The 24,969-nt window shown below is 70.7% G+C and carries 19 protein-coding genes; 8 read left to right on the top strand and 11 right to left on the bottom strand.

Annotation, left to right across the window (positions count from 1 at the left end; all coding sequences use genetic code 11):
• Positions 1-15 precede the first annotated feature (15 nt).
• Genes QQX09_RS02595 through QQX09_RS02580 form a run of 4 tightly spaced genes read right to left on the bottom strand, consistent with a single transcriptional unit; the run spans position 16 to position 4,393 of the window.
• Complete coding sequence (locus tag QQX09_RS02595; RefSeq protein ID WP_301131134.1) at positions 16-1,254, bottom strand: MFS transporter; 1,239 nt, start codon at positions 1,252-1,254, stop codon at positions 16-18.
• A 26-nt stretch (positions 1,255-1,280) separates the two neighbouring features.
• On the bottom strand, positions 1,281-2,255 hold the full coding sequence (locus QQX09_RS02590) for a fumarylacetoacetate hydrolase family protein (RefSeq protein WP_301131133.1): 975 nt from the start codon (positions 2,253-2,255) through the stop codon (positions 1,281-1,283).
• On the bottom strand, positions 2,252-3,385 hold the full coding sequence (locus QQX09_RS02585) for an FAD-dependent monooxygenase (protein ID WP_301131132.1): 1,134 nt from the start codon (positions 3,383-3,385) through the stop codon (positions 2,252-2,254). The genes QQX09_RS02590 and QQX09_RS02585 overlap by 4 nt, the downstream gene beginning before the upstream one ends.
• Positions 3,386-3,406: 21 nt before the next feature.
• The gene (locus QQX09_RS02580) at positions 3,407-4,393 is read right to left on the bottom strand and encodes a cyclase family protein (RefSeq protein ID WP_301131131.1); all 987 of its coding nucleotides are present in this window, start codon (positions 4,391-4,393) and stop codon (positions 3,407-3,409) included.
• 120 nt (positions 4,394-4,513) lie between these two features.
• Here QQX09_RS02580 and QQX09_RS02575 point away from each other — a divergent pair, with 120 nt between their 5' ends.
• Entirely contained in the window at positions 4,514-5,440 is a 927-nt protein-coding gene (locus tag QQX09_RS02575) for a LysR family transcriptional regulator (protein WP_301131130.1), read from the top strand.
• A 55-nt stretch (positions 5,441-5,495) separates the two neighbouring features.
• Here the strand turns inward: QQX09_RS02575 and QQX09_RS02570 are convergent, their stop codons facing one another.
• Positions 5,496-6,512: a VOC family protein gene (locus QQX09_RS02570; protein WP_301131129.1), complete on the bottom strand. Its 1,017-nt coding sequence runs from the start codon at positions 6,510-6,512 to the stop codon at positions 5,496-5,498.
• A gap of 396 nt (positions 6,513-6,908) precedes the next feature.
• Here QQX09_RS02570 and QQX09_RS02565 point away from each other — a divergent pair, with 396 nt between their 5' ends.
• From QQX09_RS02565 to QQX09_RS02535, 7 genes are all read left to right on the top strand, one after another.
• Positions 6,909-8,129: an alpha/beta hydrolase family protein gene (locus tag QQX09_RS02565; RefSeq protein WP_301131128.1), complete on the top strand. Its 1,221-nt coding sequence runs from the start codon at positions 6,909-6,911 to the stop codon at positions 8,127-8,129.
• 384 nt (positions 8,130-8,513) lie between these two features.
• Positions 8,514-9,851 carry an ABC transporter substrate-binding protein gene (locus tag QQX09_RS02560; protein ID WP_301131127.1) on the top strand — a complete coding sequence of 446 codons (1,338 nt, stop codon included), beginning with the start codon at positions 8,514-8,516 and terminating at the stop codon, positions 9,849-9,851.
• A gap of 86 nt (positions 9,852-9,937) precedes the next feature.
• Positions 9,938-10,822, top strand: coding sequence for a carbohydrate ABC transporter permease (locus QQX09_RS02555; protein ID WP_301131126.1), 885 nt, complete (start codon positions 9,938-9,940; stop codon positions 10,820-10,822).
• Complete coding sequence (locus QQX09_RS02550; RefSeq protein WP_301131125.1) at positions 10,819-11,712, top strand: carbohydrate ABC transporter permease; 894 nt, start codon at positions 10,819-10,821, stop codon at positions 11,710-11,712. The genes QQX09_RS02555 and QQX09_RS02550 overlap by 4 nt, the downstream gene beginning before the upstream one ends.
• Entirely contained in the window at positions 11,709-14,285 is a 2,577-nt protein-coding gene (locus QQX09_RS02545) for a family 78 glycoside hydrolase catalytic domain (RefSeq protein WP_301131124.1), read from the top strand. The genes QQX09_RS02550 and QQX09_RS02545 overlap by 4 nt, the downstream gene beginning before the upstream one ends.
• Positions 14,282-15,349, top strand: a complete 1,068-nt coding sequence (locus tag QQX09_RS02540) for a family 43 glycosylhydrolase (RefSeq protein ID WP_301131123.1) — start codon at positions 14,282-14,284, stop codon at positions 15,347-15,349. Before QQX09_RS02545 ends, QQX09_RS02540 begins: the two co-directional genes overlap by 4 nt.
• A gap of 18 nt (positions 15,350-15,367) precedes the next feature.
• Entirely contained in the window at positions 15,368-16,441 is a 1,074-nt protein-coding gene (locus tag QQX09_RS02535) for a LacI family DNA-binding transcriptional regulator (RefSeq protein WP_301131122.1), read from the top strand.
• 18 nt (positions 16,442-16,459) lie between these two features.
• On the opposite strand, the gene QQX09_RS02530 is transcribed toward QQX09_RS02535, so the two are convergent.
• The 6 genes from QQX09_RS02530 to QQX09_RS02505 all read right to left on the bottom strand — a co-directional run bounded on the left by QQX09_RS02530 (position 16,460) and on the right by QQX09_RS02505 (position 24,641).
• Positions 16,460-18,970 (bottom strand): GH39 family glycosyl hydrolase, encoded by a 2,511-nt coding sequence (locus QQX09_RS02530; protein WP_301131121.1) that lies wholly within the window; start codon positions 18,968-18,970, stop codon positions 16,460-16,462.
• A 36-nt stretch (positions 18,971-19,006) separates the two neighbouring features.
• On the bottom strand, positions 19,007-19,687 hold the full coding sequence (locus tag QQX09_RS02525) for a beta-phosphoglucomutase family hydrolase (RefSeq protein ID WP_301131120.1): 681 nt from the start codon (positions 19,685-19,687) through the stop codon (positions 19,007-19,009).
• 2 nt (positions 19,688-19,689) lie between these two features.
• On the bottom strand, positions 19,690-20,655 hold the full coding sequence (locus QQX09_RS02520) for an ABC transporter permease (protein WP_301131119.1): 966 nt from the start codon (positions 20,653-20,655) through the stop codon (positions 19,690-19,692).
• Between the two features lie 106 nt (positions 20,656-20,761).
• Positions 20,762-21,988: a type 1 periplasmic-binding domain-containing protein gene (locus QQX09_RS02515; protein ID WP_301131118.1), complete on the bottom strand. Its 1,227-nt coding sequence runs from the start codon at positions 21,986-21,988 to the stop codon at positions 20,762-20,764.
• A 68-nt stretch (positions 21,989-22,056) separates the two neighbouring features.
• Positions 22,057-23,154, bottom strand: a complete 1,098-nt coding sequence (locus QQX09_RS02510; RefSeq protein ID WP_301131117.1) for an ABC transporter permease — start codon at positions 23,152-23,154, stop codon at positions 22,057-22,059.
• A complete protein-coding gene (locus QQX09_RS02505; RefSeq protein WP_301131116.1) occupies positions 23,142-24,641 on the bottom strand; it encodes a sugar ABC transporter ATP-binding protein in 1,500 nt (499 codons plus the stop codon). The genes QQX09_RS02510 and QQX09_RS02505 overlap by 13 nt, the downstream gene beginning before the upstream one ends.
• Positions 24,642-24,969: the final 328 nt, after the last annotated feature.

Raw genomic sequence — 24,969 nt, 5'->3', positions numbered from 1 at the left:
CGCCGGCACGCGTGATCAGGCGATGGCGCCGGCGGTCGCCTCCTGGCGGCGCAGCGCGACGCCGAGCACGACCGCCATGGTCGCGGCGGCCACGCCCACGATCCCGACCGCGACCGGCAGCGAGCCCGTCGCGTTGGCGATGCCGCCCATGATGAGCGGCGTCGCGAACTGGCCGAGGAAGAACGCGGCGTTCCACCAGCCGGTCGAGCGCCCGCGCTCCTCGAAGCGCAGCGGCGCGATGGTCCACGTCACCAGCGTCGGGAGCAGGAGGCCCGAGCCGGCCGAGGCGATGACCGCGCCCGCGCCCACGCCGATGAAGGACGTGCCCGTCGCCCAGATGACGAGCATGCCCGCTGCCTGGAGACCGAACGCGATCGGCAGGAGCACGCGTGGCTGGAGCCTCGCGACCCGCGCGAACGTGAAGGCGCCCGCGGCGGTCGCCAGCGACGCGATCGCGGACACGGCGCCGATGGTGCGCGTGTCCGCGGCCTCGACGCCGGTGCCCACCACGAGGTAGCTCGCCTCGATGATGAGGACGTAGAACGAGAAGCCGCCGAACAGCGTGACCGCGAGCGGCATCGCGATGCGCGACCACGGGATGCGGGCCTTCTCGCCCACGCCCACGTGGGTGTCGGTCGAGTCCGTGCGGCTGGGCTCCCACAGCGAGAACGCCATGAGCACCGCGAGCACCAGCGCGACCGAGTAGACCCAGAACGGCGTGTGCCAGCCGCCGACGCCGAGCGCGCCGCCGATCGCGATGAACGCCGTCGCACCGAGGGTGGTGGCGACCGTCTGGAGCCCCAGGTACTTGTTGCGTCGCTCGGGCTGGTGGAAGTAGTCGACGATGAGCGTGGTGCAGGCGGTCATGATGGCCGCCTCGCAGATGCCCACGAGCACGCGGCTCGCGAGGATCGACTGGAGGTCGTCGAGCAGCGCGGGCGCGGTGCCGGCGAGGGCGTACGCGACCATCGCGATGACGAGCAGCGTGCGCCGGCCGAGACGGTCGACGATCTGCCCGGCGAAGGGCGCGAACAGCGCGATCATGAGCGCGGGGATCGCGACGATCATCGGCACCAGCACCTCGGCGCCCGGCGTGGCGCCGAACTCCTCGGACAGCTGGGGCAGGATCGGCGTGATGAGGACGGAGCCCATGACGGGCATGCAGCTGCCCGCGAGCAGCAGGACGGCCTGCCACGTCGTGGCGCGGCGGGCGGGAGCCGCGGGGACCGCGGACTCGGTGATCGGATTCGCCATTGAATCTCCCGGGTGAGATGGAGCGGTCAGACGCGCAGGCGTGCGCGGCTGCGTGCCCGTGCGGGCGGGATGGCCGGGGGATCGCTCGCGATCCCGACCGTGCCGTGGAGCGCGCCGATGCCCTCGACCCTGAGGACGACCTCGTCCCCCGGGGACAGCGGCGCGGGCGTGAGGCCGCCGGAGCGGCCCCAGAGCTCGGCGAGGCAGCCGCCGTTGCCGGCGGTGCCCGAGCCGAGCACATCGCCCGGGACGATGCGCGAGTCCCGGGACGCGTAGGCGGCCAGCTCCGCGAAGGGCCAGCCCATGTTCGACAGGAGATCGCGACCGATCCGCGTGCCGTTGACGGACGCCTCGACCTCGAGGACAAGGAAGCCGTCCTCGTCGCGGTACGGCTCGAGCTCGTCGGCGGTGACGATCCACGGCCCGAGGCTCGTGCCGAAGTCCTTGCCCTTGCACGGGCCGAGGCGCACGCGCATCTCGCGCCCCTGGACGTCCCGGGCGGACCAGTCGTTCATGATCGTGTACCCGAAGAGGTGGGCCTCGGCCGCGGCGGGGGACAGGTCGCGTCCGTCCGAGCCGTCCGCGCCGCCGATGACGGCGGCGACCTCGAGCTCGAAGTCCATCCGCGCGGAGCGCGGCGGGCGCACGGTCGCGCGGTCCGCGAGGAGGGTGTGGGGGTTGGTGAAGTAGAAGGTGGGGTACTCGTACCACTCGGCGGGCACGTCGCTCGCGCCGTCGATCGCGGCGCTCACGCCCTCGACGTGCTCCTCGAAGGCGACGAAGTCCCGCACGCTCGCGGCCTCGACCGGGACCAGGAGCGTGACGTCCGCGAGCGGGACCGCCGCCTCCTCGTCGGCCCACGACGCGATCGTCGGGAGGTGGGCCAGCCCCAGCGCGAGCGCGTCGCCCACGGTGTACCCGCGCGCGAACGGCAGCGCCGCATCGTCGCGGAGGACGCCGTCGTGGACGACGCCCTCCGCGCGCCAGCGGCCGAGCCTCACGCGGGGACGCTCACGCGCTGCGCGACCGACGCGACGAGGCCGGGGACGTCCGCGTCGCGGCGCCCCTCGAGCAGCCAGTCGCCCAGCTGGACCGACGAGCGGACCACCATGGAGGCGCGCTCGACGCGGCGGTCGTGGAACTCGTCCCAGAACGCCTGGTCGATCGGCCCGCCGCGGAGGACGAGCTCGCCGAGCACCTCGGCGTCCTCGAGCGCCTGGGCCGCGCCCTGCGCGATGGTGGGCGGGCACGAGTGGGCGGCGTCGCCGATCACCACGGTGCGGCCACGGTTCCACGCGCCCTCGACGACGTGCTCGGTGAACCACGTGTAGTTGACGTGCGAGGCCGTCGACAGGTCCGCGCGGATGTGGTTCCACGGGCCGTCGTACGCCATCGACTGGGCGCGCATGATCTCGACCGCCTCCTCGTCGGAGACGTCCACGTGCTCCTGGGCGTCCTCCACGAGGAACGCGTACATGGTGTCCTCGCCGGTGGGCGTGTACCCGGCGATGTACATGGGGCCGCCGTAGTAGAGCTCCGTGTGGGTGACCTCGGCGGGCCGGGACACGAACGCGCGCCAGATGCCCATGCCGGTGCGGCGCGGGTGGAGGTCGATGCCGATCGCCTCGCGGACCCGCGAGTGCAGGCCGTCCGCGCCCACGAGCAGGTCGAAGGTGCCGACGTTCTCGCCGTTGACCTCGACGTCGACCGAGTCGTCCCGGGTGGTGCAGCCGGTCACCTCCGAGTGGTGGTGGAGCCGCGCGCCGGCGGCGACGGCGGCGTCCGTGAGGATCCGCGCGAGGTCGGGGCGGTACATGCCCATGCCGGCGGGGAAGCCGGGGCCGCCCATGCTGATCTCCGGCATGTCCGCGACCACGGGCGCCCCGGGGCCGGGCGCGCGCAGCGACAGGCCGTTGAAGGCGTAGCCGGCCTCCTGGATCTCGTCCCACACGCCGAGGTGGCCGAAGGCGCGCAGGGCGTTGCCCTGGAGCGTGATCCCGGAGCCGAGCGCGCTCACGCAGTCGGCCTTGTCGAACATGTCGACCTCGACCCCCTCGCGGGCGAGCTGGATGGCGAGTGCGCAGGCGGCGACGCCGCCTCCGGCGATGGCGACACGCGTCGTTGCGGTCATGGGTGATCCCTTCCTTCCGGGTCAGAGCAGGGCGATGGGGTTGACGGGGGAGCCGACCGCGCCGGTGATGCGCAGGGGCGCGGCGGTGAGCAGGAACTCGTAGCGGGACGATGCGGCGCACGAGTCGGCGAGCGCGTCCAGGTCCCACATCTCGCCGATGGTGAGCCCCAGATGGGGGATCACCACCTGGTGGAGCGGCTGGAACGCGTTCTCGAACTCGTTGGGGCGGACCTCGAAGCCCCAGGTGTCGGTGGCGATCGCGGCGATGTCGCGCGCGCGCAGCCAGGGCGCGGTGGTGAACGACAGGCCGGGCGCGGGCCCGCCCGCGTACTCGCCCCAGCCCTCGCGCTTCGCACGGGCCAGCTGCCCGGTGCGCACGAGCACGATGTCGCCGGTGCCGATCTCGCTGGTGGGGCCCTGCGCGGCGATGCAGGCGTCGAGGTCGTCGGGGGTGATGGCGTAGCCGTCGTCGAGCTCGCCGGTCGCGGGGGAGAGGTGGCGGCCCAGGTCGAGCAGCACGCCGCGGCCGGTGATCAGCGGCGCCGCGTGCTCGATGCCCGTGACCAGGTCGCCCTCCGACGTCACGACGTCGCCCGCGCGGCGGCCGTTCCACGCCATGCCGTGGTCGAAGATGTGGCCCAGCCCGTCCCACTGGGTCGAGCACTGGAGGGGCATCGCGATGACGTCGTCCGCGCCGCCGATGCCGTGGGGGAAGCCCTGGAGCCCCCGCTCCGCGTCCGTGCCGGTGTCGAGCATCGTGTGGACCGGGTTGGTGCGCCGGCGCCAGCCGCGCTGCGGCCCGTTCATGTCGAAGGGCAGCGACAGCGACAGGGACTCGCCGGTGCGGACCAGGCGTGCCGCGCGGGTCCGGGCCTCGTCGTCGATGAGGTTGAGGGTGCCGACCGCATCGTCCTCGCCCCAGCGGCCCCAGTTGCTCACGGCGCGCGCCATCGACGCGATGGATGCCTCGGGATCCTTGAGATCCAGGCTGACGGATGTGACGCCCATGTCGCTCCCTCGGGCGCCTCGTCGCGCCCAGGGCCAGTCAAGCGTGCCGCCGGGCATCAGCCAACACGAATTCTGCGATGTCCCCTATTCGTGTCGTGGATAGGCCGCTAGGGTCGCGCCATGGACCTCCGCAGCCTCGACATGAATCTGCTCCTGCCGCTGCATGCGCTCCTCGAGGAGCGCAGCGTGTCGCGCGCCGCGGAGCGGCTCAGCCTGAGCCAGCCCGCGCTGTCGGCGTCGCTGGCGAAGCTGAGGCGGCTGTTCGGCGACGAGCTGCTGGTGCGCCACGGCAACACCTACGAGCTGAGCCCGCTCGCGGTGTCGCTGCGCGAGCGGACGTGGGGCGCCGTGCAGACCATGGACCGGCTGTTCTCCGCGCAGGCCGAGTTCGACCCCGCCACGAGCGACCGCGACTTCCGCATCCTGGGCGCGGACTACGCGTTCCGCATCGCGGGGCGCGAGATCTCGCTCGCGGTGTCCGCGGCCGCGCCGCACGCGCGCCTCACGTTCGAGACCCTCACGCGCGAGACGCTCGAGGCGGCGCCGGAGTCGCTGCGCGACTGCGACGGCATGATCCTTCCCCACGGCTTCATCGGCTCGGAGCGCTACCTCGACGTGCTCGACGATCGCTGGGTGGTGGTGGCGTGGGAGGAGAACGCCGAGCTCGGCGACGCCCTCACGGAGCACGACCTCGCGACGCTGCCCTGGGTGCTCGCGATGAACCGCACGACGCAGTACACGCCCGCGGTGCGGCAGATGCAGACGCTCGGCATCGAGCCGCGCGTCGAGGTGGTGACGCCGAGCTTCGCGACGCTGCCCGCGCTCGTGGCGGGGACGCGCCGGCTGGGGCTGCTGCAGGAGCGGCTCGCGCTCGCGGTCCAGAGCCTGCACGGGCTGCGGATCCTGGAGTTCCCGGTGCCGATGGCGCCCATCAAGGACGCGTTCTGGTGGAACTCGCTGTACGACTCGGACCCCGGGCACCAGTGGCTGCGCGGGGTCCTGGCCGAGGTCGCGGCGGGGCTGGCCTCGCCCGACGGCGGCGCCTGAGCGCGGAGGAGCAGGACCTCGGGTCGCCGCCGTCGGGACGTCTGGTGGAGGGCCGTCAGCCCCGGCCGTGGGTGGCGTAGGGGTTGAGCAGCTGGTCCCGGATCTCGTCGGGGACGCCCTCCTCGGTCGCCGACGGACCGTCCGCGGGCGGGAAGGACTCGGTCATCGACATCGGCATCTGGCTGTTGCGGTAGAAGTTGTTCGAGCCGAGCGACGGGGTCCAGGTCTGGACCTCCCAGTCCGGGACGTAGTTGCGGTAGCCGCCGGTGTTGACCTCGATGCGCAGCGAGGACGGCTCGCGGAAGTAGAGGAAGTTCTGCTCGCCGATGCCGTGGATCGACGGGCCGTACTCGATGGCGGTGCCGTTCTCCATGAGCACGTCCGCGGCCTGGAGCAGGTCCTCGCGCGTGTCCACCCAGAAGGCGTAGTGGTTGACGCGGCCCGCGCGGGTCGAGCCGTCGAGCACCACGCCCAGGTCGTGCGACTTCTCGTTGGTGGTGATGACGGAGAACACCGAGATGGGGGCCTCGTCGAGGACGGTGCGCGCCATGATGCGGAAGCCCAGCACGTCGCGGTACCAGGCCGCGAACGCGTCGACGTCGCTGGTGGCGACCGTGACATGGTCGAGCTGGCGCGGCGCGCCGAGGTGGCGGCTGCGGCGCTGCGGGCGGTCGGGGTAGATCGAGCCCTGCGCGCCGGTCGCGTGGAAGTGCTCGACGTCCCAGTGCAGCGTCATCGAGTGGCCCCACGGTCCCACGAACTCGAAGGTGCGGCCGGTGGTGTGGCCCTCGACCCAGCGGCCCTCGATGCCCGCCTCCTGCACGCGCCGCGCGGCCTCCTCGAGCGCCTCGGGGCTCGACGTGCGCCACGCCATGGTCGCGAGCGACGGCTCCGGGCCGGGCTTCACGACCACGCTGTAGCGGTAGTAGTCGCCCCAGCAGCGCAGGTAGACGTCGTCGCCGATGCGGTCGACGACCGTGAGGCCGACCTGCTCCTCGTAGAACTTGACCGACGCCTCGACATCGGGGGAGGTGACCGCCACGTAGGACAGGTGCGACAGCAGTGAGATCATCGTCGATCCTTTCGGTACGCCCGGCGTCGTTGCCGGCTCGCGTCCCACTATCGCCACCCCGGAGGTATCAGGGAACGCGCTTCTTGGTATGGGTCGCATCACTGGGGCTGATATCCGCGGGGGCGGATCGGTGCCGCCCGCCGGCCGCGCTCCACACGGATCCTGCAGCTCGGGCGCGCCTTCCCGCGGTATGCGCCGCGAGCTGCCTGGAGACGGGACGATGCGAGGTCCGCCGTGTGGAGGGCGGCGTGGGGGAGCGGCGTGCGTGGGGGTGCCGGAGCGCCTCCGTGGCATCACCCGGACCGATACCGCTCATCGGAAGATTCGACTGTGCTGATGACCGGCGGACTTCCTAGGGTGGTGGGGACCGCAACGGCGCGAGCGAGTGGAGCCCCCATGTTCATGTACTTCCCGACCAACTACGTGTGGAGCATGGCGGCCGTGGCCTCGCTCAACTGCGGCGGCTACATCGACGAGGTCGACCGCGCCTGCAGGCCGGTGCTCGAGGCATCGCGCAACGGCGACGACGTCGGGACGGACCTCCTCTACGCGTCGTGGGAGGCCGTCGCGGACCGCCTCATCGCCTCGGCGGACGAGGACGTGGCGCGCGGACGGCTCATCGGCGCCGGCGACAAGCTCTACCGCGCGAGCCTGTACGTGTCGCAGGCGGAGCGGCTCCAGTCGCCCGACTGGGAGGGGCGCAACGCCGCGTACCAGAAGTCGATCGACCTGCTGCTGCGCCACGTGGAGCTCTCCGGTGCGCCGTTCGAGACCGTCGAGATCCCCTACGGCGATGCCAGCCTGCCGGGCTACCTCTACCACGCGGACCCCGCGGCCCTCGCGCCGGGGGAGAAGCCGCCCGTGGTCATCCAGTGGAACGGCCTCGACTCCACCAAGGAGATGATGTACTACTCGCAGTTCCCGCAGATGCTCGCGCGCCGCGGCATCTCGACCCTCATGGTGGACACCCCCGGATCCGGCGAGGCGCTGCGGATGCGAGGCCTCACGGCGCGGTACGACACCGAGGTGTGGGCCGCCGCCTGCGTCGACTTCCTCGAGGGCCGCGACGACGTCGACGCCGGGCGGGCGGGGATCGTCGGCTGGTCGCTCGGCGGCTACTACGCGCCGCGCGCCGCGGCGTTCGAGAAGCGTCTGCGCCTCGTGGTCGCGTGGGGCGCCAACCACGACTGGGCGGCCGTGCAGCGCCGGCGCCTCGACCGCGAGGGTGAGAACCCCGTGCCGCACTACTGGAAGCATGTCCAGTGGGTGTGGGGCGCGTCGGGCATGGACGACTTCCTCGAGCGCACCAAGGACATGCACCTCGACGGCGTCGTCGAGCGGATCACGGTCCCGTTCCTCATCACCCACGGCGCCAACGACCGCCAGATCCCGCTCGCGATGGCGCACCGGTCGCACGAGCAGGCCGTCAACAGCCCCAAGTGCGAGCTCCGGGTGTTCGACGAGCCCGAGGGCGGCACCGAGCACATCTCCATCGACCACATGGCCTACGTCGCGGCGTACATCGCGGACTGGGTGGCCGAGACCTTCGGCGAGCTCGCCCGGAGCGCGGACGCCGAGGCCGGATCCGCCGTCCCCGCGGGGGCGCGCGAGGGCTGACGCGGCGGGCCGACGAGCTCCGACGCGGCGCCTCGCGGGGGCACCCTCCGCGGGGCGCGGACCCCTGTCCGGGGCCTTCCGAATCGCTTTGTATCGATTCAATAACGGTCGGATCACGGGCGTGCGGATGTGAACGCTATCGCCGCTCCGGGCGCCGGATCGCCGACATCCGACCCGCGACGGCAGGTGTGGGTAACTTACCTGGTAGATAGGTAGTTCGGCGCGCGACTGGCGCCTACCCCGGGGGCGCGAGGCGGCGTTCGGCGGGACGATGCGCGGGTTGAGCGTGCGCGTCGTCCCCCCTGTTGACAGGGGGTGACCACGGTCCTAGATTCCCCAATGAAGCGCTTCAAAGTGGTGGCGCTTCTGATTCAAGGAGGAATCGTGAAGAAGTCCCTCATCCGTGGGCGCCGCGGGTTGGCGGCCGTCGCCCTGCTGGGCGCGGGCGCCCTCACCCTGACGGCCTGCTCGGGATCGTCCGAGCCCGACTCGAGCGACTCCGCCGACGGCGGCGGCGCGAGCACCAGCACCGAGTTCACCTACCTGGGTCAGACCCAGAACACCACCATCGTGGGCACCCTCGAGGCGCTCGAGGCGGACCAGTGCGCCGCCGCGGCCGAGGGCACGCCGCTCGTCCCGGACGCGATCGACGGCACCACCTGGGACCAGCAGCTGCAGGTCTACGCGGCGAACGACGCGCTCGCGAACATGTCGATGGCCGCGGGCACCCCCTCGCTCATGCAGGACTTCATCTCCGCCGGCAAGGTGCTCAACCTCACCGAGGCGTTCGCCGAGCTCGGCATCGAGGGCAAGATCCTCCCGGCGGCCGAGGCCACCCTCAAGCAGCTGTACAACTCGGACGACCTCTACGCGCTTCCCACCGAGTACAACATCGAGGGCTTCTGGTACAACAAGCAGCTCCTCGAGGACAACGGCGTCGAGCCGCCGGCCACGTGGGACGACCTGGTCGCCGCCGCCGAGACCCTCGACGCGGCGGGCGTGCAGCCCTTCGTGGCCGCCGGTTCGGACGGCTGGCCGGTGACGCGCCTCGTCGGCAACTACATCTTCCGCTCGCTCGGCGCGGACGCCCTCCAGAAGGTCGCGGACGGCGAGGCCAGCCTCACCGACGCCGAGTACGTCGAGGCGGCGGACGCGGTCGCGGCGCTGGGCGAGGCCGGATACTTCGGCGCGGCCGCGGGCTCGGTCGACTACAACACCGCGATGAACCAGTTCCTCACGGGTGGCGGCGCGTTCTTCTACATGGGCAGCTGGGCGCTGGGCAACTTCAACGACGAGGAGCAGAACCAGATCGGCGCGGACAACATCGGCTACCTGCCGTTCCCCGAGGTCGAGGGCGGCGCGGGCAGCATCGACGAGGTCCCGGCGAACGCCGGCATCCCGGTGATGTTCACCACCGCCAACTACACCGACGACATCGGCGAGTGGCTCACCTGCGTCACCGAGAGCTACGGCGACGTCGCGCTCGCGGAGTTCGGCCAGGTCACCGGCTTCGAGGTGACGGAGATCCCCGCGGACCAGTCCGAGCTCACCACGCTGGTCCAGGACACCATCGCCGCTGCCTCCGGCTCGGTGCTGTGGTTCGAGGCGGCCTTCACCTCGGAGGGCACCACCGTGTCGCAGACCAACGGCGGCGGCCTCGCCTCCGGCAACCTCAGCGGCCAGGAGTTCATGGAGCTCGTCCAGGCGGCCAACGGCGGCTGAACCGCCACCCCGCGGGTCCCGGAGGCACGCACCCGGGACCCGCGGTCACCCGCCTGCTCCCCACCCCCCTTACCTGAGGAATCGCTGTGGACTCCGTCTTCCGCAACCGCACCGCCGCGGTCGTGATGCTCTCGCCGGCGCTGCTGGTCTACACCCTTGTCATGCTGGTGCCGATCCTGTGGTCGGTCACCTACACGTTCCAGTCCGGCAACGCCATCACGGGCTTCGAGTTCGTCGGCCTCGACAACTGGATCAAGTTCTTCGGCGACGACACCGCCATCGACGCGCTGTGGTTCACGCTGCGCTACGCGATCGTCATGACCGTCTTCCAGGTCGCGACCGGCTACGGCCTCGCGCTGCTGTACATGTTCTTCCTGCGCAACAGGTCTCCGCTCGTGCGCACCACGATCTTCTTCCCGGTGATCCTGCCGACCGTCGCGGTCGCGCTGATGTTCTCCCGGATGTTCGAGGCGGCGCCCACCGTCGGCCCGGTCAACACGATCCTCCAGTGGCTCGGCGGCGACCTCACCGACTTCCTCGGCACGCCCAGCCAGGCGTTCTGGGTGATCATCCTCATGGACGTGTGGCGGTCGATGGGCTTCTACGCGGTGCTGCTCTACGCGGGGCTCGTCGAGATCCCGAACGAGGTCATCGAGTCCGCCCGCATCGACGGTGCGAGCGGCTGGAAGCTCGTGCGGCGGATCGTCTTCCCGCTGTCGCTGCCCGTGCTGCTGTCCGCGCTGATCTTCTCCATCAACGGCACGCTCAAGGTGTTCGACTCGATCGTCGCGCTCACCAACGGCGGACCAGGCTCCGCCACGACGCCGCTGACGCTCTACATGTTCCGCACCTCGTTCGCCTACGGCCAGTACGGCTACGGCAGCACCGTCGCGTTCATGCTCACCCTGCTGTGCCTCATCGCGACGATCTTCGTCTTCCGCTCGATGCGACGGGATGTGACCACCTCATGACCACCACCGCGACCCCCGCTGCCCGCGAGGCGGCCCCCACGGCCCCGTCGCGCAAGCCGCTCCGCGTGCGCCTGCGCCGCATCCCCGGCTGGATCGGGCTCGGCCTGGTGCTGCTCACCGTCGTCTACCCGATGTTCTGGATCCTCATGGGGTCCTTCAAGACCCAGCCCGAGTTCCTGTCCGAGCCGTTCTGGGCGCTGCCGCAGCAGTGGAACCTCGACAACTACGTGTCGGCCTTCGTCGAGGGCGGCCTCGGCACCTACATCCGCAACTCGGTGATCGCGGTGTTCCCGGCGCTCGCGCTCATCCTGGTGCTCGGCACCGCCGCCGCCTTCGCGCTGCAGGTGCTGGTGTGGAAGGGGCGCGGCATCGTCCTCGTGCTCTTCCTCGCCGGCATCATGGTGCCCACGCAGATGATCCTGCTGCCGCTGTTCACGGTGTACTTCAACCTGCACCTCACGAACTCGATGTGGCCGATGATCATCACGTACACGGCCATCGGCATGCCGCTCACGGTGTTCATGCTGGCGACCTTCATGCGGGCGATCCCGCGCGAGGTCTTCGAGGCGGCGACGCTCGACGGCGCGTCCATCTGGCGCATCTTCCTCAACGTCACCGTGCCGCTGGTCCGCAACGCGATCTTCACCGTCGCGCTCGTGCAGTTCTTCTTCCTGTGGAACGACCTGCTCATCGCGATGACGTTCATCACGAAGCAGGACCTGCGCACCATCCAGGTGGGCCTGCTCAACTTCACGGGCCAGTACGGCGCGGTCGACTACGGCCCCCTCTTCGCGGGCATCTCCGTGACGGTCTTCGGCACGCTCGCGATCTACATCTTCCTCAACCAGAAGGTGATGGCCGGGCTCACCTCCGGCGCGGTGAAGGGATGACCCGCGTCGCGGGCGTCCGGGCGGAGCTGCGCGCGGACGCCCTGGGCGTGGCCGACCCGGCGCCCCGGCTGAGCTGGCGGATCGACGATGCGCCGGCGGGCGCGGCGCAGACCGCGGCCGAGGCGCGCATGACCCGCGGTGGCGCGGCCGCCGTGGCGGGCCTCGGCGGCGACGCGCAGGCGCTCGTCGCGTGGCCGTTCGCGCCCCTCGCCTCGCGCGAGCGGGCGACGGTCGAGGTGCGCGCGCTCGTCGCGGGGGAGTGGACCGCGTGGAGCGAGCCGCTCGCCGTCGAGGGCGCGCTCTACGACGAGGCGGACTGGACCGAGCCGCTCGTGGTGCCGTCCACGGCCGCCGCGCCCGAGACCCGCGGCTCGCACCTGCTGCGCGCCGCGTTCACGCTGGGCACGGCACCCGTGTCCGCGCGGCTGCATCTCACGGCGCAGGGCGTGATGGTCGCGTCGCTCAACGGCGAGGCGGTCTCGGACGAGCACCTCGCGCCGGGCTGGACCAGCTACCGCCATCGCGTGCGCTCACGGGTGCACGACGTCACCGCGCTGCTGCACGCCGGCGAGAACGTGCTCGGCGCGGAGGTCGCCGACGGCTGGTTCCGCGGCAACATCGGCTTCGACGGCGGCCTGTGGGATGTGTACGGCCCGCACGTCGGGCTGCTCGCGCAGCTCGAGGTGACGGACCGCGCCGGGCGCACCCGCATCGTGCCCCTGGGCGAGGCCTGGCGCACCGCGCCCGGCCCCGCCACCGCGGCGGGCCTGTACGAGGGCGAGGCCTACGACGCGCGGCTGCTGCCGGCCGGGTGGGCCTCATCAGGCTTCGACGACTCCGCGTGGGACCGTCCCGAGCTGCGCCCGCCGGCCTCGATCGAGGGCCGCATCGAGCCCGCGATGAACGAGCCCGCGCGGCCCATCGAGACGCTGGCGCCGCGCAGCGTCGAGCGCCGGCCCGACGGCCGCGTCAGGCTCGACTTCGGCCAGAACATCTCCGGCGTGCTCCGCATCCGCGTGGACGCGCCGCGGGGCCACGCCGTGACCCTGCACCACGCCGAGGTCCTTGAGGACGATGCCCTGGGCACCCGGCCGCTGCGGCGGGCGACGTCGGTGGACACGTTCATCAGCGCGGGCGTCCCCGTGACGTGGACGCCGCGCTTCACCATCCACGGCTTCCGCTACGCGGAGCTCGAGGGCTGGCCCGGCGAGCTCGCGGCCGACGCGGTCGAGGCCGTCGTCATCCACACCGACATGGAGCGTCGCGGCTGGTTCGAGTGCTCCGAGCCGCTGCTCAACCGCCTGCACGAGAACACGGTGTGGTCGATGCGCGACAACTTCGTCGACCTGCCCACCGACTGCCCTCAGCGCGACGAGCGCATGGGCTGGACCGGCGACATCCAGGTGTTCGCCCCGGCGGCGGAGTTCCTCTACGGCGCCGACGGCGTGCTCGCCTCGTGGCTGCGCGACGTCGCCGCGGAGCAGGGCGAGGACGGCTGGGTGCCCAACTTCGTGCCGTGGGTCGAATGCGGTTTCCCCCGCAGCGCCTCGGCGGCGTGGGGGGACGCCGCCGTGGTGGTCCCCTGGGTGATCCACGAACGCCGCGGCGACCTGGGGATGCTCGCCCGCCAGTGGCCCAGCATGACCGCCTGGGTGGACCACCTCGCACTGCGGGTCGGTCCGGACGACGTGGTCGAGGGCTCGATGGAGCTCGGCGACTGGCTCGACCCGGTGGCCCCGCCGGAAGATCCGGGCGCGGCCCGGACGGATCGCTACCTGGTGGCCTCCGCGTACGCGGCCCGGTCGGCGCGCATCGTGGCCGACACCGCGGCGCTGCTGGGCGAGGAGGACGCGCGCGAGCGCTACGCGGGCTTCGCCGACCGTGTGCTCGAGGGCACGCGACGCCGCTGGATCGACGACCTCGACGGCCTCGCGGACGCCCCGACGGGACTCGCCCTCGCCATCGAGTTCGGCCTGACGAGGGACGATGCGCAGCGTCGGCGGGCGGGAGACCTCCTGGCCGCCGCGGTGCGAGCGGGCGGGCACCGCATCCCGACCGGCTTCGTGGGCACGCCGATCATCTGCGACGCGCTCGCCTCGACCGGTCACCTCGACGACGCCTACGCGCTGCTTCTGCAGCGCGAGCTCCCGTCGTGGCTGTACCCGGTCACCATGGGCGCCACCACGATCTGGGAGCGCTGGGACTCGATGCTGCCCGACGGCTCCATCAACCCCGGCGACATGACGTCCTTCAACCACTACGCCCTGGGCGCCGTGGTCGACTTCCTCCACCGGCAGGTCGCGGGGCTCGCGCCCGCGGCGCCCGGCTACCGCCACGTGCTGATCCGGCCTCGCCCCGGCGGCGGGCTCACCTGGGCCCGCGCACGCCACGTCAGCCCGTACGGTCCCATCGAGGTCGGCTGGCGTCTCGAGGGCGCGACCATGGCGCTCGACCTCGAGCTGCCGGCCGGCGTGACGGGCGAGGTGCGGCTGCCGGACGGCACCGCGGCGACCGTGGGCCCGGGCACGCACGCCTACACCTCGGCGATCACGGTGGAAGGAGCGACACCATGAGCGGCCCGCGGTACACGAGCTTCCGGCCGGGCGAGGAGTGGCTCGACACGTCGGGCCGCCCGATCCAGGCGCACGGCGGGTCCGTCCTCGAGCTCGACGGCACCTTCTACTGGTACGGCGAGAACAAGGAGCGCACCACCCCCGGGTCCGGCATCTGGCACTGGGGCGTGCGCTGCTACTCCTCGACGGATCTCTACAACTGGACCGACGAGGGCCTCATCATCCCGCCCGAGCCGGACGACGCATCGTCCCCCCTCCATCCCGGCCGCGGCATGGACCGGCCCCACATCGTCCGTCACCCGCGCACGGGGCGGTTCGTGTGCTGGATCAAGGTGATGGAGGGCTCGGTGCAGCTCACCACGACCCTCGAGGCGGAGTCGATCCTGGGCCCGTACCGCAAGGTCCGCGTCGACTTCCGGCCGCTCGGGATGCACGCCGGCGACTTCGACCTCGTGATCGACCCCGACGACGGCAAGGGCTACTACGTCTTCGAGCGCGTGCACTCCGAGCTCATCATCGCGGACCTCACCGACGACCTCACGGACGTGACCGGCTACTACTCGACGCACTTCCACCACGGCCGCCCGCCGTTCACGCGCGAGGCCCCCGCGTACTTCCGTCGCAAGGGCCGGCGCTACCTGCTCACCTCCGGCACCACGGGGTACTACCCGAACGCCTCGGAGGTCGCGACGGCGCGCAGCATGCACGGGCCATGGACGGTCCTGGGCGACCCGCACCCGGACGATGCGACGCGCACCTCGTACCGGACCCAGGTGAGCTCGGTGCTCCGGGTCCCCGGGCGCGACCTGTACATCGCGCTGGGCGACCGGTGGCTTCCGGACTACGAGGCCGACGGCGGCGAGGCGTACGACCTGTTCGACGAGTACTTCGCGGCGCTGGAGGACGGCGCCGAGGACGTCGGGATGCGTGAGCTCACGGTGCCCGACCCGTCGCGGGCGCGCTACGTCTGGCTCCCGCTCCGCTTCGGCGCGGACGGTGCGGTGCGCATCGACTGGCGCGACGAGTGGCGCCTCGACGACGTGTCCTCGGGCGCGGCGGGCTGAGCGCGGGGAGGCCCTACGATGAGCGGCATGGTCGGCGGCGGAGCAGGGGCGGGACGAGGGGGCGCCCGGCGCACCAGCATCGCGGACGTCGCGCGGCTCGCGGGCGTGTCCCAGGGCACCGTCTCGAACGTGCTCAACCACCCCGACCGGGTCACCGCGGCGACCCGCGAGCGCGTCGAGGACGCGATCGCCCGGCTCGAGTTCGTGCCGCACGGGCCCGCGCGGTCGCTCGCGGCGGGAGCGATGCGCGCCCTCGGGCTCATCCTGTCGGACCTCACCAACTCGCTGTTCGTCGACGTGAGCCGGGGTGTGGAGCGCGTCGCGGCGGAGCATGGCGCCTTCGTGCTCATCGCGAACTCGGACACGGACCTCGCGCGCGAACGTCAGTACCTCGCGAACTTCGAGGCGACGCAGGCGCTCGCGACCCTCGTCACCATCAACGACGCGAGCCACTACCGCACGCTCGTCGCGCAGCACCGGACCGCGCGTCCCCTCGTGTTCCTCAACTACCACGGCGTCTCCGACGCGCACTGCACGGTCGACATGGGCAACCGGGAGGGCGGGCGGCTCGCCGCGCGCCACCTCATCGGCCTCGGCCGCCGGCGCCTGCTCGTCGTCGGCGGGCCGCTCGAGCTGCAGCCCGTCGCCGACCGCGTCGCGGGCTTCACCGAGGAGGCGCGGGCCGCGGGGCTCGACGTGATGTACGACCACGTCGACGAGCTCCACCGCGCGCAGGGCTGGGCGCTCGGTCGGCGGATCGCCCCGCGCGTCCTCGCGGGCGAGGTCGACGGCGTCTTCGCGGTCGCGGACCTCGTCGCGGCGGGCATCGCCCAGGCGCTGTCCGCGACGCCGGGGCTGACGATCCCGCGTGACGTCGGCATCGTCGGGTACGACGACAACCGCGCCGCGTGGGACAGCCCCACGCCGCTCACCACGATCCGCCAGCCCGGCGAGGAGCTCGGCGCGACGGGTGCCCGGATCGCCTTCGAGGAGATCACGGACCCGACGCACGTGCATCGCTCCATCACGCTCGATCCCGCGCTCGTGGTGCGGGGCTCGACCGTCGAGGCGGCCGGAGCCGGTCCCGTCTGACCCTCGCCCGACCCGCGCTCAGCGGTGCGCGTGGCGCGCGTGGGGGACGAGCTCGATGACGCGCACCTCGAGCGGCTCGAGCACCGCGGAGACCATGAGCGTGCCGTCGGCGTCCGCGTCGACGTCGTTGACGATGAGGTCGGGCACCGACACCTGGCGGATGTAGTCGACCGCCTGGCGATCGATCGCCGGCGCGCCCATCCGCAGCCACGTGTCGAAGGCCGAGCCGTGCTCGGCGTTGATGACCTCCTCGCGCTGCCGGTAGCGGCCCGGGTCGAGGCCCGTGAGCTCGAGCGAGAAGTCCATGCGGCCGACCTCGGCGAACGGCGCGTACCGCTCGAGGTAGGTCATGTCGTAGCGCTCTCCGGAGGCGAAGAGGTGGCTGAAGTGCTCGTAGTTGTAGAGGTAGATCTGCACGCCGTTGTCGCTCGCGGTGACGAAGTAGCCCTCGCCCGAGGTCAGCAGCCGGTCACCCGCGCGACGCAACGCGGCGAACACGTAGTAGTGCGGCTTCTTCACGCCGTTGGACGTGAACACGCCGAGCCCGCCGTGGAACATGTCCGCGCTCGGCTGCAGCTCCTCGACGAGGTCGGTGAGCGTCCAGTACCCGAAGGACCCGAGCTCGTCGTAGCTCTCGAGCAGGTTCTTCGCGAGATAGCAGCTCTTGAAGGTGGTGTCGTTGAGCAGGTCGCGGTGCGACACCGTGAGGTTCCACTCCGTCATGTACACGGGCACCTGCATCCCGCGGTCGCGCAGCAGCAGCGTGAGCTGCCGCACGGTCTTGTGGAACGTGTCCTGGTCCTTGTTGAGCCGCAGGCCCGCGGGCTCGGCCGGGGAGTGCTCGGACAGCGTCGAGTGCTGGAAGTCGTTGTCGTAGAAGTGGACCGTCATGAAGTCCGGACGGCAGTCGTGGCCGTCCGCGTAGTCGAGGAACGCGAGCAGCCAGTCCTTGTCCTGGGCGTAGGTCACCAGCATCGCGGGGCTGCCGAACGTGAGGTCGGATCCGAAGCCCTTCACCGCGTCGTAGGTCGCCTTGTAGAACTCGTGGAACCGCGCATCGTCCCCGAACCCGAACAGCGTGGGGCCCGTGTCCGGCTCGTTCCACGGGCTGAACAGCCAGGTCGACACCTCGGCGTAGCCGTAGCGGTCGATCACGTGGCCCACGAAGGCCTCGACGAGGCCCACCCAGCGCTCGAGGCGCGCGGGCGGGCTCACGTTGAACTCGGCGGAGAACACCGTTCGCTCGGGCACCGAGGCGAGCTCCTGCGGCATGAACGAGAGCTCGACGAAGGGCCTCAGGCCGATGGACAGGAGGAAGTCGAGGACCTTGTCGAGCAGCACGAAGCTGTAGACGGGGTTGCCGTCCTTGTCCTCGCGGTACACGTGCATGTCGTCGCCGAACAGGCCGTGGAACTTGATGTACTCGAAGCCCACGTCCGCCTGCCACTGCGTGAGCATCCCGCGGACCTCCTCGTAGAGCAGCTCCTTGGCGCGGCCGACGGTCGTGACCTTGCGGTACGAGTGGTCGAGGCGGCGGCCGGGGGACGAGGCGTCGACGGCGTCGACCGCGACCATCTTCGCGACCGGATCCGTCTCGTAGGCCACCGCGACGTGCTCGGCCGCCTGCTCGGGCAGGTACTTGGCGAGCACCCGCAGCGGGGTGTCGGGTGCCGGCTCGGCCGCCGTGCTCCGACGCGACTGGCCCTCGCGCTTCTCCAGCTCGTCGCGGCGGTACTGGCTGGGCAGCACGCCGAAGCGCTCCTTGAAGACCTTGACGAAGGCGCGCGGGTCGCGGAAGCCGTTGCGCCGCGCCACCGTCTCGACGCTCTCGTCGGTGGTGAGGAGGTCGTCGACCGCGCGGTCCAGGCGGAGCGCGTTGTAGTACGCGGAGAACGTGAGCCCCACATGCTCCTTGAAGAACGCCGAGAGGTACGGCGCCGACAGGTGCTCGTGGTCCGCGACGTGGTTGAGGGTCAGGCCCTCCGCGTAGTGCTCGTCGATGTAGCGCAGGAGGCGGCGCATGCGGTCGCGGTGCTTGTCCGATGCCGGCGCGGCGCCCGTGGGGCTCGCGACGAAGTTGCGGGTGAGCTCGTCGAGCAGCGCGTAGAGGAGCGAGGTGGTCGGGAAGCGGTTCTGGTCGTCCTCGGTCGAGTTCGCCTTGATGATGAGCGCGATGAGGTGGATGAGCGGGCGCAGCGCGCGCGGGTTGGTCGCGGTGGCGGAGCTCACGCGGAACTCGACGTCGTCGAGCGACTCGTCGAGGCGGCGCACGTCGAAGCGGAGCGCGATCACCTGGAACGGGCCGTCCGACTCGAGGGCCACGAGGCTCCGCGCGTTGGCGAGGTACAGGTCCTCGGGGCCGAGCGTGGCCTCGTCCTCGTCGACCACGAACGTCGGGCGGCCGTGCACGACGAAGAACAGCTGCGCCTCGTCGCGGCGCGCCGGGGGGATGAAGCCGTCGGCGTCGATGAAGATCACCCGGGCCGGGACGGCGCGGGGGAGCACCACCAGCTCGCTCTCGGAGTACACCCCGCTGCTTCCTCTCGGCTCGGCCTGCGACCGGGCTCAGCCTACAAAATGGGCGAGCACGTCGGGGAGCGCGGCGATGGTCGACGTCGCGTCGGGATGGGTCGCGGCGGCGCCGATGCCGATGCAGACGAAGCCGCCGCGCCGTGCCGCCTCGACCCCCTGCGGTGTGCCCACGACCACGGCGCACGCCTGCGGCTGCAGCGCGAGGAAGTCCGCGGCACGGAGGTAGACCTCGGGGTCGGGCTCGCCGTGGGCGACGTTGTCGCCGTCGGAGATCGCGTCGAAGCGGTGCCGCAGACCGGTGCGCTCGAGGATCACGCGGGCGTTGCGGGCCGCCGAGCCGACGGCCAGGCGGAGCCCGTGCTCGCGGAGCCGCACGAGGGTGTCGTGCACGGCGGGATCGACGTGTGCGGGGGAGAGGCCCCTCAGGAGCTCGCGGTAGATGAGCTCCATGTCCTCGGAGAGCATCTCCTTCTCGGTGCGCGACACCTCCGTCGCGCCGAGCCCGAGGAGGGCGTCCAGGCTCTCGGCCCGGGACATGCCCTGGAGACGCTCGTTGTCCTGCCTCGAGAACTCCACTCCCAGGCGGTCCGCGAGCACGGACCAGGCCTGGAAGTGGAGCTCATCGGTGCGCATGAGCACACCGTCGAGACCGAAGATGACCCCCCGCGGCTGGTTCGCAGGTCCGCGTCCCGGGGCTGCGGCGAGGTCGGTCATGGTCAGCGGGCCCCGGTGCCGACCGACTGCGCGGCGTCCGTGTCGGACGGCTGCTGCGGCGTGCGGTTGCCGCCCTTCACCTTGCGCCACCAGCGGCCGACGCGCTCCTCGTTGCTGAGGAAGATGAGGAAGACGACCAGCAGGAGCGCCGTGATGAGCGACTGCTGCGCGGAGGTGAGCTTGAGCGCGGAGTAGCCGAGCCCGATCACCGACATCGACAGGGCGCCGAGCAGGTAGCCGAGCTTGTCGTTCGAGTAGCGGCCGATGTAGCCGCCGACGAACATCGGCAGGAACGCGGTGAACATGATGCCGATGGTGGAGAAGTTGATGCTGCCGGCCTCGATGAGGCCCTTGCTGGAGGCCTGGATGAGGCCGACCACGCCCATGAGGGCGCCGGACACCGCGTAGGTCTTGATCGCGTTGCCCTTCTCCTTCACACCGGCGGAGACCGCGGCGGCCTGGCCGGTGATGAGGGAGCGGTAGTCGGAGCCGAAGCGCGAGCGGTCGAAGACCGTGTAGACGCCGATCAGCGCGATGATGATGACGGCCGTCATGGCCACGAGGCTCTTGCCGAAGGACACGAGCTCGGGGTACTGCGTGAAGCTGATGTTGCCGCCGCCCGTGATGGTGAAGGCGAGGCCCTCGTACAGGAGGGTGACGCCCAGCGAGCTCACCAGCGGCGAGATCCGCAGGGTCACGTAGAGGAAGCCCGAGAACGCGCCGAGCAGCGCGCCGGAGAGAACGGTCACCGCGGCCATGACGGGGAACCCGCCGCCGACGTTGATGGCGACCGAGGCGCCGATGGTGCTCGAGGCGAGCGCCATCGCGCCCAGCGAGAAGTCGAACCTCCCGCTGTTGAGGTTGATCGCGAGAGCCATGGTGGTCAGCATCGTCACCGCGGTGGCGCGTGCCAGGATCAGCAGGCTGTCGCCGGAGCTGAACAGGGAGGCACCGTCGAGGGTGGCCAACGTCCACACCACTGCGAACACCCCGACCGGGATGATCAAGGTTCCCGTTGCCCGTTGCATGAAGCTACCCATCTTCGGTGCCTCCCTGTCCTTTCCTAGAGGTGTGTCAGCCGACGAGGTCGGCGAACGTGTACTTGCCCACGAAGTCGGCGAACTCGTCGTAGGTCGCGCCCGTGGCGACGAACGGCGACAGCGTGTCGACGTCGTACACCGGCGACTCGACGTTGTCCGCGTCGACGATCTCCTGGAACTCCTCGGCCGAGGTGGCGGTCCAGTAGCCCTGGCTCAGCGCGAAGGCGGAGCCGTCCTCGGTGCGGTAGGGCTCGCCCTGGACCGCGGAGAGGGTGGCGGCGAAGATCGGGCCGTTGATCGAGGTGAACTTGCCGGCGAGGAAGCCGAGCGTGCCGTTCTCCATCGCGACGAGGTTGTCCTCGGTGTAGGCGTCGATGTCACCGATCTGGATGTCGGTGCCGTCCACGGCGGAGCCGAGGATCGCGTTGCCGGTGCCGACCGCGAGGATCGCGTCCGGGTCCGCGGCGATCATCTCGGCCATGCTGGCCTGCCACGCGGCGTCGAAGTCCCAGGTCTCGAGGTAGCCCGTGAGCTCGTAGACGTCGGACTCGAAGTCCTGGATCTTGATGGTGCCGTCGGCGTAGATCTTGCCGAGGATGTCGCCCATCTCGGTGGCGCCGCCGTACGAGGTGGTGCCGTCCTCCGCGAGCGCGGTGAGCATGCCGGCCGCACGGTTGATGTGCATCTCGAGGTAGTAGGGGATGCCGCCACCGAAGATGCCGAAGCTGGTGTCGCCCTCACCGATGAAGTACTGGGCCATGTCGTAGCCGGCCTGGAACTCGGTCATGGCGTCCGGGCCGATGGCGCCGACGTAGTACTCGTAGTCCTTGAAGGTCTCGTACTCCTCCGCGGACAGCGCACCGGTGGCCACGGCGTAGTAGATGCCCGCGTCCTCGGCCATGTCGAGCTGCGTCGGGCGGTCGGCCGACGCGAACGAGATGACGGCCTGGCAGTTGTTCGCGATGAAGCCCTCCATCGCGGTCTTCTCCGCCTCGGCGTCGGTGAGCTCGTCCGAGTAGACGAACTCGACCGGGAACTCGCTCGCGATGTAGTCGGTGTAGTAGTCGCGGAAGGCGAGCGCCTCCGACGAGGTGACGTCCGAGACGAGCGCGCACATCTTGACGGTCTCGACGGCGTCGCCGCCGTCGGCGGCGGCCGAGCCGGACGCCTCGGTGCCTGCCGAGCTGCTGCAGGCGGCCAGCGCCAGCGTCATGCCGACGGTGGCGGCGGTGCCGGCCACGGCGTTGCGAGTGATTCTCATGATCTTCCCTTCATTGGGTGAGTACTGCGCTTGGGTGGGTACTGCGGGGTGGAGCGGAGGGCTGGAGGTCAGCGGGGGAGCACCTTGGTGCGGAACCCGGAGGCCGCCAGCCACACGACTGCGAGGAACAGGACGGCGCGCACCATCTGTGCGATGCCGGCGCCGCCGGCCATGCCCTGGAGCATGATCGACATGGTCTGGTTGAGGAGCGCCATCGAGATGCCGCCGATGATCGCGGCGTAGATGCGGCTGCGCGGACCGCCGGAGATGACCATGCCGCCGAACACCATGGCGACGAGGATGTTCATCCCGATGTCGGAGGCGCTGGTCACCGTGAGGGTCGGGGTGCGCAGCACCGTGAGGAACGCGCCGAGGCCCACGCCGAGACCGGCGATACCGAAGGCCGCGATCGCGGTGAGCTTCATGGACACGCCGGTGAGCTTGGCGGTCATCGGGTTGCCGCCGACGAGCTTCTCGACGCGGCCCAGACGCGTGTAGTTGAAGAGGAACACGCACAGCGCGAGGAACACGGCGGCGACGATGAGCTTCACCGCGAGGGTGTCGTACTCGCGGGAGAAGGCGCGATCGATGCGGATCTGCGCGCCGCCGGTGGTCTGCACGAGCGCGGCGGCGACCGCGCCCAGCACGGAGAGCATCGCGACGGTCGTGACGAAGACGGGCAGGTTGAACACCGCCGCGAGGGTCGCGCTGATGAGCGAGGTGGCGACCGCGGTGAGGATGGCCGCGCCGAGCATGAGCCACAGGCTCCCCGTCGCGTTGTGCACGAGTCCCGCGACCATGGCGGCGACCAGCGTCGAGGCGCCGAGGCTGATGTCGAACGAGCCCATCGCGAAGATGAAGATCGCGCCGGTCGCGATGATGATGATGATCACCGACTGGTTGATCAGCGTCTCGACCGCGTAGCCCATGTTCGTGCCGCTCGACGTGCCCACGAGCACGAACGCGATCGCGAGCACCGCCAGGCCGATGAGGGGGGCGAGGTCCGCGAAGAGCTTGCCGCGGCGGGCCTTGGAGGCCGCCTTCGCGTCCGCCTTCGTGGTCGTCTCCGCCTTGGTGGTGGAGGTGGCCGTCGTCTTCGCGTCGTCCCTGGTATCGACGGTCACGTCGGTCTCCTTGTTGACGTCGGTGGGGTTCAGATCATGCATTCGATGATCTCCATCTCGTTGAGGTCGGCGCTGCGCTCGAACTCGCGCACCACGCGACCGTCCTTCATGATCAGCAGGCGGTCGCTCATGCCCATGAGCTCGGTCATCTCCTCGGAGATGAGCACGATCGCCTTGCCCTCGTCCTTCAGCTGGGTCATGAGGCGGTACATCGCCTGCTTGACGCCCACGTCGACGCCGCGGGTCGGGCAGTCGAGGATCAGCACCTCGGTGCCGCATGCGATCCACTTGCCGAAGACGACCTTCTGCTTGTTGCCGCCCGAGAGCGTGGACACGATGGTGCCGGCGCCGGGGGCCTTGATCTCGAGCTGGTCGATCGGGGTCTGCACGTAGGCGTTCTCCGCGCGCTTCGTGATGAGGCCGGCGCGGCCCTTGCCGATGAGCCGCAGGCCCGCGCTCGCGATGTTGTCGCGGATCGAGGCGGTGAGGCTGAGCGACTCGGTGTCGCGGTCCTTGGAGACGTAGCCGAACGCGTTGCGCACGGCGCGACGCTCGTTGGTGATCTTGACGCCGCGGGACACGACCTCGCCGGACTCGAGCGGGGCGGCGCCGAACAGCGCCTTGCCGAGCTCGTGCATGCCGCAGTGGCTGAGGCCGCCGACACCGACGATCTCGCCGCTGCGGACCTCGATGCTCACGTCCTTGAGCTTGTTCTCGAGGTTGAGCCCGGTGGCGGACAGCCAGACCTCGTCGTGGTGCGTGGCCTTGTTGTCCTCGCGGTAGTAGTGGCCCTCCATCGAGCGGCCGATCATCGCGGCGCGGATCGCGCCCTCGTCGAACTCGTCCTTGTCGAACGTGCAGATGATGTCGCCGTCGCGCAGGACCGTGAGGCGGTCGCAGACCGACATGATCTCGTCGAGGTCGTGCGAGATGAAGACGACGGCGCCGCGGGTCTTGTGCGTGTCCATCGCCTTGTAGAGGAGGTCGCGGCCGTCCTGCGCGAGGGCGGTCGTGGTCTCGTCGATCACGACCACCTTGGGCTCGTACATCATGACGCGCGCCAGCTCGACGAGCTTGCGGGTCTGGAAGTCGCAGGCGCCCGCGGGGGTGGCGGGGTTGAGGTCCTCGACGCCGATCGCCTCGAGCGCGGCGGAGGCCTTCTTGTTCATCGCCCGGCGGTCGACGATGCCGAAGCGCGTGAACTGGCCGGTCTCGCCGAGGAAGAGGTTCTCGGCGACGGTGATGCCGGGCACGGTGCCGCTCTCCTGGACCACCATGCCGATGCCGTTCGCGAGGGACTCGTTGACGGTGGCGGGGGCCCACGGGGCGCCCTGGAAGAGCATGGTGCCGCTGTCGGCAGGCTGGCTGCCGGCGATGATCGAGGTCATCGTCGACTTGCCGGAGCCGTTCTCGCCGATCAGACCGTGGATCTCGCCGTCGCGGAGCTCGAAGTCGACGTGCTTCAGCGCGCGAACCACGCCGAAGCTCTTCGACATGTCCGTCACCGTGAGTACGACGTCGTTCGTCACTGTGCAGCCTCTCTGCTGTCATGTAGAGCTTTCGACGATGAAGTTACGGGCCGGTTACACGCGCCCTCAACGAGCATCTCTACGGGTTTCGGCGGGAGGAATTGCTGGCGGGAACGGGCTCAGGAGGGCCGTCTGAACGGGGTTGCGTAATAAGTTGCACCTCCCGTCGGGACGCCACATGAAGAGAATGAGGTTGGGTCCGAGAGCACTCCTTTCCTTCTGATCCAGGGGCGTCGCGGGCTCGATGGGCGCCGCGGCGCGCGCATCGTCCGCCGTCCTGGCCACGTTGGCGGCGAGGCCCCGTCCGGCGATGCGGATCCCCGCCGGA

Source organism: Demequina litoralis (assembly GCF_030418455.1).
In the GTDB taxonomy this organism is placed as follows: Bacteria; Actinomycetota; Actinomycetes; order Actinomycetales; family Demequinaceae; genus Demequina; species Demequina litoralis.
This window is presented reverse-complemented; position numbering and strand designations above follow the sequence as displayed.

Excerpts from the sequence above, each read along its gene's own strand:
- QQX09_RS02595 (WP_301131134.1), bottom strand. The coding sequence starts at position 1,254 with ATGGCGAATCCGATCACCGAGTCCGCGGTCCCCGCGGCTCCCGCCCGC.
- QQX09_RS02585 (WP_301131132.1), bottom strand. The coding sequence starts at position 3,385 with ATGACCGCAACGACGCGTGTCGCCATCGCCGGAGGCGGCGTCGCCGCC.
- QQX09_RS02580 (WP_301131131.1), bottom strand. The coding sequence starts at position 4,393 with ATGGGCGTCACATCCGTCAGCCTGGATCTCAAGGATCCCGAGGCATCC.
- QQX09_RS02575 (WP_301131130.1), top strand. The coding sequence starts at position 4,514 with ATGGACCTCCGCAGCCTCGACATGAATCTGCTCCTGCCGCTGCATGCG.
- QQX09_RS02570 (WP_301131129.1), bottom strand. The coding sequence starts at position 6,512 with ATGATCTCACTGCTGTCGCACCTGTCCTACGTGGCGGTCACCTCCCCC.
- QQX09_RS02565 (WP_301131128.1), top strand. The coding sequence starts at position 6,909 with ATGTTCATGTACTTCCCGACCAACTACGTGTGGAGCATGGCGGCCGTG.
- QQX09_RS02550 (WP_301131125.1), top strand. The coding sequence starts at position 10,819 with ATGACCACCACCGCGACCCCCGCTGCCCGCGAGGCGGCCCCCACGGCC.
- QQX09_RS02545 (WP_301131124.1), top strand. The coding sequence starts at position 11,709 with ATGACCCGCGTCGCGGGCGTCCGGGCGGAGCTGCGCGCGGACGCCCTG.
- QQX09_RS02540 (WP_301131123.1), top strand. The coding sequence starts at position 14,282 with ATGAGCGGCCCGCGGTACACGAGCTTCCGGCCGGGCGAGGAGTGGCTC.
- QQX09_RS02535 (WP_301131122.1), top strand. The coding sequence starts at position 15,368 with ATGAGCGGCATGGTCGGCGGCGGAGCAGGGGCGGGACGAGGGGGCGCC.
- QQX09_RS02525 (WP_301131120.1), bottom strand. The coding sequence starts at position 19,687 with ATGACCGACCTCGCCGCAGCCCCGGGACGCGGACCTGCGAACCAGCCG.
- QQX09_RS02515 (WP_301131118.1), bottom strand. The coding sequence starts at position 21,988 with ATGAGAATCACTCGCAACGCCGTGGCCGGCACCGCCGCCACCGTCGGC.
- QQX09_RS02510 (WP_301131117.1), bottom strand. The coding sequence starts at position 23,154 with ATGCATGATCTGAACCCCACCGACGTCAACAAGGAGACCGACGTGACC.